Source organism: Kribbella italica (assembly GCF_014205135.1).
Taxonomy (GTDB): Bacteria; Actinomycetota; Actinomycetes; order Propionibacteriales; family Kribbellaceae; genus Kribbella; species Kribbella italica.
This window is the reverse complement of the sequence record NZ_JACHMY010000001.1, coordinates 1,637,992-1,650,364: the sequence shown is the minus strand read 5'-3', so window position 1 is coordinate 1,650,364 and position 12,373 is coordinate 1,637,992. Positions and strand designations below refer to the sequence as shown.

General features: G+C 69.7%; 14 protein-coding genes. 8 read left to right on the top strand and 6 right to left on the bottom strand.

The genetic code is table 11. The features are described 5' to 3' along the window. Positions 1 to 6: 6 nt before the first annotated feature. Positions 7 to 1,632 (top strand): beta-N-acetylhexosaminidase, encoded by a 1,626-nt coding sequence (locus tag HDA39_RS07745; RefSeq protein WP_184794548.1) that lies wholly within the window; start codon positions 7 to 9, stop codon positions 1,630 to 1,632. Positions 1,633 to 1,666: 34 nt separating this feature from the next. Here the strand turns inward: HDA39_RS07745 and HDA39_RS07740 are convergent, their stop codons facing one another. After that, the gene (locus HDA39_RS07740) at positions 1,667 to 1,939 is read right to left on the bottom strand and encodes a protealysin inhibitor emfourin (RefSeq protein WP_184794547.1); all 273 of its coding nucleotides are present in this window, start codon (positions 1,937 to 1,939) and stop codon (positions 1,667 to 1,669) included. A gap of 484 nt (positions 1,940 to 2,423) precedes the next feature. Here HDA39_RS07740 and HDA39_RS07735 point away from each other — a divergent pair, with 484 nt between their 5' ends. Both HDA39_RS07735 and HDA39_RS07730 read left to right on the top strand, forming a co-directional pair. Next, complete coding sequence (locus HDA39_RS07735) at positions 2,424 to 2,627, top strand: cold-shock protein (protein ID WP_012921273.1); 204 nt, start codon at positions 2,424 to 2,426, stop codon at positions 2,625 to 2,627. Between the two features lie 143 nt (positions 2,628 to 2,770). Continuing rightward, positions 2,771 to 3,286 (top strand): DUF6328 family protein, encoded by a 516-nt coding sequence (locus tag HDA39_RS07730; protein WP_184794546.1) that lies wholly within the window; start codon positions 2,771 to 2,773, stop codon positions 3,284 to 3,286. Here the strand turns inward: HDA39_RS07730 and HDA39_RS07725 are convergent. After that, positions 3,283 to 4,137: an LLM class flavin-dependent oxidoreductase gene (locus HDA39_RS07725; RefSeq protein ID WP_184794545.1), complete on the bottom strand. Its 855-nt coding sequence runs from the start codon at positions 4,135 to 4,137 to the stop codon at positions 3,283 to 3,285. The two genes, HDA39_RS07730 and HDA39_RS07725, sit on opposite strands and share 4 nt — an antisense overlap. A gap of 142 nt (positions 4,138 to 4,279) precedes the next feature. Here HDA39_RS07725 and HDA39_RS07720 point away from each other — a divergent pair, with 142 nt between their 5' ends. Then, positions 4,280 to 6,046, top strand: coding sequence for a BCCT family transporter (locus HDA39_RS07720; RefSeq protein WP_184794544.1), 1,767 nt, complete (start codon positions 4,280 to 4,282; stop codon positions 6,044 to 6,046). 45 nt (positions 6,047 to 6,091) lie between these two features. Here HDA39_RS07720 and HDA39_RS07715 read toward each other — a convergent pair whose 3' ends face one another. From HDA39_RS07715 to HDA39_RS07705, 3 genes are read right to left on the bottom strand one after another with little or no spacing between them, the layout of a single operon-like run. Further along, positions 6,092 to 7,072, bottom strand: coding sequence for an SMP-30/gluconolactonase/LRE family protein (locus tag HDA39_RS07715; RefSeq protein ID WP_184794543.1), 981 nt, complete (start codon positions 7,070 to 7,072; stop codon positions 6,092 to 6,094). A 39-nt stretch (positions 7,073 to 7,111) separates the two neighbouring features. Further along, positions 7,112 to 7,615, bottom strand: coding sequence for a DinB family protein (locus HDA39_RS07710; RefSeq protein ID WP_184794542.1), 504 nt, complete (start codon positions 7,613 to 7,615; stop codon positions 7,112 to 7,114). Between the two features lie 9 nt (positions 7,616 to 7,624). Further along, positions 7,625 to 9,001, bottom strand: coding sequence for an AAA family ATPase (locus tag HDA39_RS07705; protein WP_184794541.1), 1,377 nt, complete (start codon positions 8,999 to 9,001; stop codon positions 7,625 to 7,627). A gap of 67 nt (positions 9,002 to 9,068) precedes the next feature. Here HDA39_RS07705 and HDA39_RS07700 point away from each other — a divergent pair, with 67 nt between their 5' ends. The 4 genes from HDA39_RS07700 (at position 9,069) to HDA39_RS07685 (ending at position 11,808) form a co-directional block, all read left to right on the top strand. Then, positions 9,069 to 9,887, top strand: a complete 819-nt coding sequence (locus tag HDA39_RS07700) for an LLM class F420-dependent oxidoreductase (protein ID WP_184794540.1) — start codon at positions 9,069 to 9,071, stop codon at positions 9,885 to 9,887. 91 nt (positions 9,888 to 9,978) lie between these two features. Further along, positions 9,979 to 10,584, top strand: coding sequence for a peptide deformylase (def, locus tag HDA39_RS07695; protein ID WP_184794539.1), 606 nt, complete (start codon positions 9,979 to 9,981; stop codon positions 10,582 to 10,584). 193 nt (positions 10,585 to 10,777) lie between these two features. Further along, positions 10,778 to 11,308: a hypothetical protein gene (locus HDA39_RS07690; RefSeq protein WP_184794538.1), complete on the top strand. Its 531-nt coding sequence runs from the start codon at positions 10,778 to 10,780 to the stop codon at positions 11,306 to 11,308. Continuing rightward, entirely contained in the window at positions 11,305 to 11,808 is a 504-nt protein-coding gene (locus tag HDA39_RS07685) for a hypothetical protein (RefSeq protein ID WP_184794537.1), read from the top strand. Before HDA39_RS07690 ends, HDA39_RS07685 begins: the two co-directional genes overlap by 4 nt. A gap of 3 nt (positions 11,809 to 11,811) precedes the next feature. Here HDA39_RS07685 and HDA39_RS07680 read toward each other — a convergent pair whose 3' ends face one another. Further along, positions 11,812 to 12,366 (bottom strand): P-loop nucleotide/nucleoside kinase family protein, encoded by a 555-nt coding sequence (locus HDA39_RS07680; protein ID WP_184794536.1) that lies wholly within the window; start codon positions 12,364 to 12,366, stop codon positions 11,812 to 11,814. Positions 12,367 to 12,373 lie beyond the last annotated feature (7 nt).

The following is a 12,373-nucleotide window of genomic DNA, read 5'->3' as shown; positions in this document are numbered from 1 at the left end:
CCGGTCATGACACGACTCGTCCGCCCCAGACGTCAGGTCACCCTGGCCGGTCTCGCCGCAGCCGCCCTGCTGGCGTCCCCACTCCTAGCCACCTCCCCTGCTTCAGCCGAGCCGACGGCCCAGCCGCAGCCCGCTGCGAGCACTGCGCCTTCGCTGATCCCCAAGCCGTCCAACCAGCAGGCACTGCCCGGCCAGAGCTTCGCCCTGCAGCCCTGGTCCCTCGTCGGCCTCGAGACGAGCGCCAAGGAGAGCCGCGCGGCCCGGAAGGTCGCCGACGGCCTCACCAGCCAGCTCCGCCGATCCACCGGCTACCCGCTCCCGATCATCCCGGCCGTCCCCGGCCTGGTCGACCTGAAGCTCTCCACCAACGGCCCGGCCTCGCTCGGGGCGGAGGGCTACCAGCTGCGGGCAGACCGCTCGACCCTGAGCGTCGTCGCGGCCACCCCGGAGGGCCTGTTCCGCGGTGTGACCACGCTGCGGCAGCTACTGCCAGCCAAGGCCGAGTCGAAGACTCGTCAGGCCGGCCCGTGGCGCATCAGCGGTACCGCGATCTCCGACTCGCCCCGGTACGGCTACCGCGGCGCCATGCTCGACGTGTCCCGCCACTTCTTCTCCGTCGCGGAGGTGAAGCGCTACATCGATCTGGCCTCGCTCTACAAGCTCAACAAGCTGCACCTGCACCTGTCCGACGACCAGGGCTGGCGGATCCAGGTGGACAGCTGGCCGCGCCTCACGACGTACGGCGGCAGCCTGGAGACCACCGGGACGCCCGGCGGCTCCTACAGCAAGGCGGAGTACGCCGCCCTGGTCCAGTACGCCACTGACCACTTCATGGAGGTCATCCCCGAGATCGACACTCCTGGTCACACCAACGCGGCCCTGGCGTCGTACGCCGAACTGAACTGCGACGGCGTGGCTCCCCCGCTCTACACCGGCACCGAGGTCGGCTTCAGCTCGCTGTGCGTCGGCAAGGACATCACGTACGACTTCCTGGACGACGTGTTCCGCGAGGTCGCCGAGCAGAACCCGGGCAGCGTGCTGCACCTGGGCGGCGACGAGGCGCACTCGACGCCGCACTCGGACTACCTGACGTTCGTCCCGAAGGCGTCGGCCCTGGTCACCAAGCAGGGCAAGAAGGTGATGGGCTGGCAGGAGATCGCCGAGACGCCGCTCCCGCCGGGCAGCATCGCGCAGTACTGGGGCACCGACGACAACCGCTCCCGCGAGCTGGCCCGCAAGGCCGCGGCGCAGGGCGCCAAGGTCGTCATGTCACCGGCGAACCGGGCGTACCTGGACATGAAGTACGACGCGAGTACGCCGATCGGGCAGGACTGGGCCGGACTGGTCAGCGTCCAGAAGTCGTACGAGTGGAACCCGTCGACGCTGATCCCGAACCTGCCGGAGAGCGCGATCGCCGGCGTCGAGGCGCCGCTGTGGACCGAGACGCTGGACGACGTGGACAAGCTCGAGTACATGGCGTTCCCGCGGCTTCCGGGCATCGCCGAGCTGGGCTGGTCGCCGGCGTCCGCGCTCGACTGGAAGACGTACTCCGACCGGCTGGCCGGTCAGGGCTCGCGCTGGGACGCGCTCAGCGTGAATTTCTACCGCGCACCTGAGATCGCCTGGCGGTAGCTGCTCGCGAGTAGGGCCCCGAAGACCCGGGGCCTTACTCGTGTGTCAGGACCCGGTCGAGCAGCCAGGCGGCGTCCTGGTCCAGGTCCTGCTCGGCCACCACCACCGCGGCCACCCGCTCGCCGGCGCTGAGCTCCAGCCGGTAGACGTACCGGTCGGGCTGCGGCCGCCCGGTCCCCGGCGGCTGCTCGGTGAGCCGTACGGCGACCGCCTCGAGCAGCTCGGCGTCGGGCTGGCCCGAGGTGTCCAGCTCGCCACTGGCCGTCAGGCCGGCGAATCCGCCGCTGCGGCTGACTTTGAGAAACACCGAACTCTCCCCGGGTCGTGGTCTGCCCAAACCTTTGCGGACCCGGCCGGTTCTGTCCAGGTTCGCGCGACACGCCGACGAATTCAGCACCGCCGCCAACGCCATCACCCGGCGTACAGGAGTTGGTGTCCTCCCTTGTCCCGGCCTGGAATCGCTCACAGCGGCAGGCGCCGCGACGTTTCAGCAGGTCGCCGGGGGTTTCGTTGTCTTCGGGCGGTTCCGGCGCGGCGCGGCGACCGCCTGCCGTGCCCGTCAGGGCCCGGTCACGGAACGTGGCGGGCGGCAACTTTACGCGACACGTGTTCGTGGTCACCCCTTCCACGGAGGCCCAGATCGGCTACAGTTGTCGCGTTGCAGTTTTGGACTCCCATTGACTTTCGCTGTGCTGCATGGCCGGTTCTGTCTATCTGGGGCCTTTCGGCGACACGTGGCTCATGAGGTGTGGGTCGCGGTTTGTTACAAGCCATCAAGGAGATAGACACAAATGGCTGTCGGTACTGTCAAGTGGTTCAACGCTGACAAGGGCTTCGGCTTCATCACCCCGGATGACGGTGGCGCGGACGTGTTCGCGCACTACTCGGCCATCCAGACCTCGGGCTTCCGCTCGCTGGACGAGAACCAGCGCGTCGAGTTCGAGATCACCCAGGGCCAGAAGGGCCTGCAGGCGGAGAACATCCGTCCGATCTGATCCCCGGATCAGATCAGCTCTTCAGCACGGCACAATCGAGCGGGCCGTCCACTCCGGTGGGCGGCCCGTTCGCCGTTCCCAGCGCGGTTGCGATGGGATTGAATCGGGGTACCAGTTCGGCCACAACAGCCCCGAGGAGACCGATGACCGAGCAGGACCGCGCCGCGAACTACAGCCGTGACGACGAGGACAAGGGCGAGCAGCTCGACCGGCACTGGAACGAACTGCTCCAGGAACTCCGGCTCGCCCAGACCGGCACGCAGATCCTGTTCGCCTTCTTGCTCAGCATCGCCTTCCAGGAGCGGTTCCAGACCGCGGACACCTTCACCCACGACGTGTACGCCGGCACCCTGGTCGCCGCCGCGCTGGCCGTCGCGCTGTTCCTCGCCCCGGTCTCGTTCCACCGGATCGTCTTCCAGCAGAAGCTGCGCGACCGGCTCGTCCCGATCGCGCACCACCTGGCCGGCGGCGGCCTGGTCTTCCTGATCGCCGCCATGTGCGGCGGCGTCCTGCTCGCCCTCGACGTCGTCCTCAGCCGCACGGTCGCGATCGTCATCGTCGCGCTCGTGCTGGCCTGGTTCCTCGCCTTCTGGTACGTCCTGCCCGCCTACGTCCGGCGTACGAGCAAGAACGGCACGGGCACGAACGGCACGGTCTAGCGCAGGCGCGGGATGACCTCGGTGGCCACCTGCTCCAGGACCGACTCGGTGCCGGCGTAGATGCCCTCGGCGCGGGGCCAGTGGGCGATCACGTCGGTGAAGCCGAGCTTCGCGGCGCGGGTGACGGCGTCCTCGAAGGCGTCGGCGCTGCTGAGCGAGTAGACGGTCGAGTCCAGCGAGAGGTACCGGTCGAAGGGACGGCCCTCCAGTACGTCGTCCATCCGGTGGCTGAGGTCGGCGACCGAGCCCCACCAGCTGTCCAGGTCGTCGCCCTTGCCGCCGGTGGTCACCCAGCCGGCGCCGTACTTGACCGCGAGCCGCAGCGAGCGCGGACCGTTCGCGGCCATGACGAACGGGACGCGTGGTTGCTGGACGCAACCAGGCAGGGTGCGGCCGTTGCGGGTCTCGTAGTACTCGCCGCGATGGTCGACACCGTCGCTGGTCAGCAGCTTGTCGAGCAGCTCGGTGAACTCGGTCAGCCGGTTGACCTTCTGCCGCGGCGTGAGGTCCGGGCCGCCGAGAATGGTCGTGTCGATCCCGCCGCCGGCCCCGATGCCGCACAGGAAGCGGCCGCCGGAGATGTCGTCCAGGGCAAGGATCTCGCGGGTCAGCGCGAGCGGGTGGCGGAAGTTCGGCGAGGTGACGAAGGTACCGAGCTTGACCGTCGAGGTGACGAGCGCCGCCGCGGTCAGGGTCGGCGTCGTTCCGTACCAGGGTGAGTCCTGCAGGCCGCCCCAGGTCAGGTGGTCGTAGGTCCAGGCGTGGTCGAAGCCGAGCTGCTCGGCCGCACGCCACTTCGGCGCGGCGTCGCTCCAGCGGTACTCGGGCAGGATCGTGATTCCGAATCGCATGTCTCGCACCCTAGTCCGCGGCGCCGGGGTGTGGCCGGGCCCACACGATAGTTGCATTTCTCCACGATTTTCGACACGGTCGTCAGGCAGTCCCCCGAAACCCCTGAAAAGGAGGCGCGCCGAAGCGAGGCGTGTATCACCTGTGGCGATCGACATCGACGATCAGCACGTGTCCCCCGACCACCACGAGACCGAGCACCCCGCACTCGCGACCCCGCCACCACCCGGCAGCCGAAGTCACGGCTCAGGGGTGGACAGGATCGTCTTCGGCGTCACCGCGGCCATCGCCCTGGCCTTCGTGGTCTGGGGCTTCGCCGACTCCGGCGGACTCGGTACGGCGTCCGACAGCGCCCTGACCTGGGTCGAGCACAACACCGGCTGGCTGTTCGTCCTGCTGGCCTCGGGCTTCGTGGTCTTCGTGATCTGGCTGGCCGCCGGCCGGTACGGGCGGATCCCGCTCGGCGCCGACGACGAGCAGCCCGAGTTCAAGACGGTGTCCTGGGTCGCGATGATGTTCAGCGCCGGGATGGGCATCGGCCTGATGTTCTACGGCGTCAGCGAACCGCTGTCGCACTTCACCGCTCCCCCGCCGGGAACGGTCGAGGCCGGGTCGTCGGAGGCGCTGGAGACCGCGATGGCGACCACGTTGTTCCACTGGACCCTGCACCCGTGGGCGATCTACGCCGTGGTCGGCATCGCGATTGCCTACGGCACCTTCCGGCGCGGCCGCTCGCAGCTGATCAGCTCGGCGTTCGCGCCGCTGCTCGGCCGGCGGACCGAAGGACCGATCGGCAAGGTGATCGACAGCCTGGCGATCTTCGCGACGCTGTTCGGATCGGCCGCGTCCTTGGGCCTCGGCGCCCTGCAGATCGGGTCCGGCGTCCAGATCCTCGGCTGGATGGACAAGGCCGGCAACGGTGTCCTGGTCGCGGTGATCGCGATCCTGACCGCGGCGTTCGTCGCGTCGGCGGTCTCCGGTGTTGCCAAGGGCATCCAGTGGCTGTCCAACATCAACATGGTGCTGGCCGTCGTCCTGGCCGTGTTCGTGTTCGTGGTCGGGCCGACCGTGCTGATCCTGAACCTGGTCCCGACGGCCATCGGCGACTACTTCCGCGACCTGGCCGACATGGCCGCGCGGACCGAGGCCAGCGGCGGCGACGCGATGGCCAAGTGGCTGTCCGGCTGGACCGTCTTCTACTGGGCCTGGTGGATCTCGTGGACGCCGTTCGTCGGCATGTTCATCGCGCGGATCAGCCGCGGCCGGACGATCCGGCAGTTCGTCACCGGCGTCCTGCTGGTGCCGTCGATGGTCAGCCTGGTCTGGTTCTGCGTGTTCGGCGGGGCCGCGATCAACACCCAGCGCAACGGGACGGACATCGCCGGGCAGTCGACGCCGGAGGGCCAGCTGTTCGGGTTGCTGGACACGTTCCCGCTCGCGTCGGTCGCCACGATCGTCGTCGTCCTGCTGGTGGCGATCTTCTTCGTCTCCGGTGCCGACGCCGCGTCGATCGTGATGGGCACGCTGTCCCAGCGCGGGGCGATCACGCCGAAGAAGCCGCTGGTGGTCTTCTGGGGCGTGCTCACCGGCGCGGTCGCGGCGGTGATGCTGCTGGCCGGCGGCGGTGGCTCCGAGGCGTTGCAGGGGTTGCAGAACCTGACGATCGTCGCCGCGCTGCCGTTCGCGCTGGTGATGGTCGGGCTGGCGGTCGCGCTGGCCAAGGACCTGCGCACCGACCCGTTGATGCTGCGCCGCGAGATCGGGACCGAGGCGGTCGAGAACGCGGTGATCGAGGGAGTCTCGGCACACGGCGACGACTTCTCCCTGGTCGTCACGGGCAACGGCGACGACGACGAGGGCAGCTCGGCGCGGCCGCGCGACGTCGTACGGGAGGACCGCAAGAAGCAGTAGGCGACCGGCCCCCTGGGTGCATATCGAATGCACCCAGGGGTGGGATCACTTGGTCGGGGTCGGGAAGTGCGCGATGGTGCTCGTCCCGAGGCTGCTGAGCCAGACCTTGCCGTCGCGTTCGCGGACGCCGGTGGGCATGTGGAACCGCGGGTGCGTGCCACGCAGGTCGTGCACGAGCGCGCCGGCGTCGTCGTACGCCTGGATCTCGATGATGTCGGCGGCCTTCGGCTTGAGCGCTTCGGGCAGGTTCCAGACGACCTTGCGGAGGACCGGGGCCTTGGGCAGCAGCGTGTCGAGCACGGCGTTGCGCGGTGAACCGATCGCGACCCAGATCAGGCCGTCGGACCCGCGGGAGATGTTGTCCGGCAGGCCCGGGATCGGCGCGACGAGCTCCGGTACGGCGTCGTCGGTGGTGAGGTCGAGCTTGAAGAGCCCGTAGCCGGCGGTCTCGGCGAAGAACAGCGTCCGCTGGTCGCCGCTCAGCGCGACGCCGTTCGGGAACGGGCGTCCGGTCGCGAGCTGCGTCAGCTCGCCGTCCGGGCGCAGCCGGTAGACGCTGCCGGTCGACGAGTGCTCGAGCAGGTCGGCCATCCACTCGTGGACGCCGAACCGGGTCGAGGAGTTGGTGAAGTAGATCGTGCCGTCGTCGGTGACGTCGGCGTTGTTGCAGAAGCGCATCGGCTGCCCGGCGATCTCGCCGAGCAGCGTGGTCACGCGGCCGTCGCGGTCCATCGTCAGCAGGCCGCGGTTCGCGTCGCAGATCAGGACCTTGCCGTCGGCCAGCCACTCCAGGCCGAGCGGGCGCCCGCCGGTGTCGGCCAGGGTCGTGATCGTGAGGCCGTCCGCGCTGACCCGCAGGACGCGGCCGTCGAGCAGGCCGGTCAGCACGCTGCCGTCCTCGTCGATCAACGTGTCCTCGGGTCCGTCACCCGGCACGGCCACGACCTCGACGGTGAGGTGCCTGGCCTGCCGGGCCGGCGGCACGGGCGGGGGCGTCCAGCGAACCGGCTCGATACGCGATTTCATGACCTGAGCCTAGAAGGCCCGGCGCTTCGGTGCGATGACCTACTCGCCTGTCGCGCCGTCCAGGTGTTCGCGGAGGAGGTCGGCGTGGCCGTTGTGCCGGGCGTACTCCTCGATCATGTGCGTGACGATCCACCGCAGGCTGTACGACGTGCCTTCGTCGACGCCCACGTGGTCGCCGGGCAGCCCTGCGATCGCCGTACGGGCCTGGGCCACCGAGTCCTTGTAGCGCTGAAGGTCTTCGGCGTACTTGGCCGGGTCGAGCTCGGACCAGGCGGCGCCGGGCGCCGCCTCGGTCCCGTACGGGTAGGGCGTCGGCGTGTCGACGAACGGCGCGACAAGCCAGCCGAGCTCGTCCTCGGTGAGGTGCCGGACCATCCCGTGCAGGGTCAGCTTCGACGGGCTCAGGACCGCGGTCCCCAGCTGCTCCGGCGTCAGCCCCTCGCACTTCCACAGGAACGTCCCCCGCTGGAACTCGAGAAACCCCAGCAGGGTCTCCATCTCGCCCGCGAGGTTCGGTGGGTCGACGCGTCCGTTGAGGTCCATGGACGGCAACTATCGCGGGTCGGCCGCGCCGAGGAGACGGCGGGTCAGGGTGTCGCGGGCGGAGAGCAGCTCGGCGGTCGCAGCCTGGAGATGCGTGTCGCCGGGCGACGTACCGGCTTCGGCGGCGAGCAGGACCGCCCGTCGTACCAGCTCCTTGGTGAACGACGCGGTGGTGCCTTCGGTCGCGCTGACGACCTCGTCGATCACCGCGGGACTGAGATCGAGCGTCGGCCCGTACAAGCTGAGGAGGCGGGCCCGGCCGGCCGCGTCCGGGAGCGGGACCTCGACGGCGAGATCGACGCGCCCCGGGCGTTCGGCCAGGGCGGGCTCGAGGATGTCGGCGCGGTTGGTGGTCAGCAGGAACGCGACGTCGGCGTCCTCGGCGAGGCCGTCCATCTCGTTGAGCACCTGGAACAGCAACGGGTTCTCGCCGCCGTGCAGGTGGTCCCGCGCCTCGGCGATCAGGTCGCAGTCCTCCAGTACGACGAGCGCCGGCTGCAGCTTGCGGGCCAGCGAGCACGCCTCCCCGACGTACCGGATGCTCGTGCCCGCGAGCAGTACGACCGTGAACTCCGGCAGGCGCGACAGCAGGTAGCGCACCGTGTGGGTCTTGCCCGTCCCCGGCGGGCCGTACAGCAGCACGCCGCGCCGCAGGTGCTGTCCGCCGCGCAACAGCGCCTCGCGGTGCTCCGCGACCCCGATCACCTCGCGCTCGACGCGTTCCAGTACGCCGGCCGGCAGCACGACGTCGTCGCGGGAGACCCCCGGCCGCGGGTGCAGCCGGAACGGCCCGACCCCATGACCGAACTCGTGCCGCTCGAACGAGATCACCTTGCCGCGGAACACGTTGTGCTCGCGGATCAGGTCCGGCAACGCCTTCATCAGCCGATCTCCGGCGTCCCGCGACGTGGCCAGCACCTCGAGCTCGACCTCTTGCCGCCCGAACTGCGGGTTCGCGGCCCGCAGCAACGCGACGTACCGGTCCTCGCCCTGCCGCCCGAGGAAGAACCCGAACGCGACACAGTCCATCTCGACGCCGACGTCGACCGCGATCCGCTGGTAGTCCACCGCGCCGATCCCGAACCGGCCACGCCCCGCGCCCAGCTCGAGCAGGTCCGCCAGTGAGTGGTGCCCGCGATCCGAGCCGACCAGGCCGATCACCTCGGAGCTGTCGAACCAGCTCTCCAGCGCGAGCTGCACGTTCGGCAGGTCGAACGACGGGAAGCTCGCCGCGACGACCGGCAGGTCCTCGGGCTCGACCTGCAGGTGCTCCCTCAACCGGTCCCGCACGTTCTCCCGGGCGATCCCCTGCGGCGTCTCGTGCATCCGCTCGAGAAACGCCAGGAACAGCCTCGAGAACTCCGCGACCTCGTCGTGCTCCGGCATCCGCGCCCCCGCTCAGCTCGCGGGTGTACCGGAGGGGTCCTCCGATACGCCCGATAGGATTGCCAGCATGACATCGACTGAGTCCACCGATCGCCCCTATGCGAGCTTCCCGGTTCGCATCGGTGTTCAGATCCAGCCCCAGCACGCGCAGTACGACGCCATCCGGCGGACCGTCGCCGAGGTCGAGGAACTCGGCGTCGACGTGGTGTTCAACTGGGACCACTTCTACCCGCTGTCCGGTGAGCCCGAGGGCCTGCACTTCGAGGCCTGGACGATGCTCGCGGCCTGGGCCGAGGCGACCGAGCGGATCGAGTTCGGCGCGCTGGTGACCTGCAACTCCTACCGCAACCCCGACCTGCTCGCCGACATGGCACGCACCGTCGACCACATCAGCAACGGCCGGCTGATCTTCGGCATCGGCTCGGGCTGGTTCGAGAAGGACTACGACGAGTACGGCTACCCGTTCGGTACGGCGGGCGGACGGCTCGACGCGCTCGGCGAGGCCCTGCCGCGGATCGAGCAGCGCTGGGCCAAGCTCAACCCTCGCCCGACCCGGGAAATCCCGGTGCTGATCGGCGGCGGTGGTGAGAAGAAGACGCTGAAGCTCGTCGCCCAGCACGCGACCATCTGGCACGGCTTCGGCGACGCCGAGACGATCGCGCACAAGCACGCCGTACTGGACGCGCACTGCGCGACGATCGGCCGCGACCCCGGCGAGATCGAGCGCTCGGTGGCCGTCGGTGACAAGAAGCCGGAAGAGGCGGCCAAGGGGCTGTACGACGTCGGCAGCCGGCTGTTCACGATCCACACCTCCGGCCCGGACTACGACCTCGGCCTGGTCCGCGAGTGGCTCGCGTGGCGTGACGAGGTCAACGCCAAGGGCTGATCCGTGTTGGGTGCCCGTGCTCTTCGTGAGCACGGGCACAGGTCCTGGGTGGCGGTCCTGCGTCGGCCGGAGCTTCGCTAGGATTTCCCGCATGTCTACGCTGCCTACGAACGGTTCGGTGCTGCCCATCACGCGGTGGGGCGAGGACGTCATGCACCGGCTGAACCAGCCCGTCACCGACTTCGGCGACGACCTGCAGAAGCTGGTCGCCGACATGGTCGCGACGATGAACGCGGCCGAGGGTGTCGGGCTGGCCGCGAACCAGGTCGGCGTCGACCTGCAGCTGTTCGTGTTCGACTGCCCCGACAAGGACGGCAACCGCCACCAGGGCGTCGTCTGCAACCCCGCGCTCGACCTGCCCGAGGGCAAGGACCGCCGCCTCGACGAGGGCGAGGAGGGCTGCCTGTCCCTGCCCGGCGCGTTCACCAAGTGCGCGCGCCCGGACTTCGCCCGGGTCACCGGCGTCGACGAACACGGCCAGCCCGTCACGTATGAAGGCGACGGCCTGCTCGCCCGCTGCCTGCAGCACGAGACCGACCACACCCAGGGCATGGTCTTCGGCGACCGCCTCTCCCGCAAGTACAAGCGCCGCCTGTTCGCCGAGGCCGAGGAACTCGCCCCCGACTACCCGACCGACTGGCCGATCTCCCCCATGCTGAACGCCGAAGCCCACGAGGGCCAGCCGGTCAGCGAGTAGATCTGTGTAGGTCGCATCGGCGTGGGCGCTCGTCCGCCGGCGCCCCGCCCCTGTTCAGGCAGCTGGCGATCCGGGCCCGGCGGCTTCTTCGCGTCGCCGGCCCACACCAGACCGGAGCCCAGAAACCCCCAAGACTCCGCCGCCCACCGGTGAGACCATCGACGCAGGCCCAGGTTCCCTGCGAGGTGACACGATGCGCCCTCTCCCGCCGTACGAACAGGCGACCCTCGACCTCGACCTGCCGGTCCTCCAAGCCTGGGCCGAGGACCACCCCGACCTGGTCGCCAAGATCGCCGCCGACCACGCCGCCTTCGACTCCAACGTCGGCCACGTCCTCCTGGTCGTCGAGATCCACGACCACACCGCCGTACGGCGGGTGCAGGCCGAGCTCGTTCCGCTGCTCCGCCGCCCCGAGCACCTCCGCGTCCGCACCCCGATCCCGGAACCGGTCGATCTCGAACCCCTGTCCGATGGGGTCTGGGCGCTCGACGGGAACGGGACCCACATCACCACCACCTGGCCGGACCCCACGACCGGAATGCTCCACGTCACCCTCGACCGCATCGACCCGGCGTTCACCGCCCGCATCGAGGCCCTCGCCCCCGACCGCATCCACGTCCTGCCAGATCCGCAGGGACCGGCGGCTCCCCTCGCGTCCAGAGAGCTCCCGCCGTACGAACAGGAGATGCCGGTCCCGTTGCCGGCGCCGGGGCGGCCGTTGTGATGCGGCAGTTGCCGCCGTACGAGGCCCGTGCGATCGACGCCGATCTGCCGGTGGTTGCTGCCTGGGTGGCGGCGCGGCCGGAGTTGGGGGCCGAGGTGGTGCTGGACTGTTTGGGGTTTCTGTCGGGGAACGGGGTGTCGCGCATCGTGGTCTACCTGCGGGACCGCGATGCCGTACGGCGTACGAAGGACGAACTGGCCGCGGTGATGCGTTCGCCGGAACGGCTCCGGGTGTGGGAGTGGACCGGGGACGCGGACGAGAAGCGCCGAGTGCAGCACACGGTGATGCAGCTGCGCAACGCCGAAGGACCGGTGATCGCGCGGGTGACCTTCAGCGTGACCAGCGAGTCGAGCCCAGTGGTCGAGGTGAGTCTGGACCGTTGGGACCCGGTGTTCGCGGCCGAGCTGGAGGGAATTCGACCGGGCTGGGTGCGGGTCTCACCGGAGCCGTTCGTCGGCAACCGGCACGACGCCCGAGTCGCAGACGACCCGTTGGGTTGAGAGCTACCAGCGGGAAGACATGAGGTCGTCCTCGAGGATGGCCTCGACGGTTTCCTCCGGCGTCTGGTTCGTGGTGTCGAGCCAGAGGCCTCGGTTCGGAGTGTCGGCGAGGCTTTCCTCGAGAGCCCGGACAGCGTCGGCGAGGGTGCCGCCGGGTGGTTGCCAGCCGGCGTACGCCGACGCGCCTCGGCCCAGTTCGCGGTCGACGATGGAGTCGACGGACGGGACCAGCACGACCAAGTGCGGCTCGACGTCGCGCAACGTCGCGAACCAGCGCGTGACATCCGGGCCGAGGATGATGTCGGAGCAGGTGAAGTCGAAGCCGGCGTCGGCGTAGTGCTGGGCGATCTTGGCGGTGGCGGCGTACCGGAGATCCAGCTGGCGGACGGCTTCCGGTGAAGGATCAGGCGTCATGTGCACAGCCCCGGCGACGACGCCGCGGTGGAAGACGTCGCCGTCGAGGGTCGCGGCCGGTGGGCCGAGGCGGGACGCGAGCAACGGCGCGATCGTGGACTTGCCCGCGGCCTGCAGGCCGGTGATCAGGACGACTTTCCGCATGGGCCGA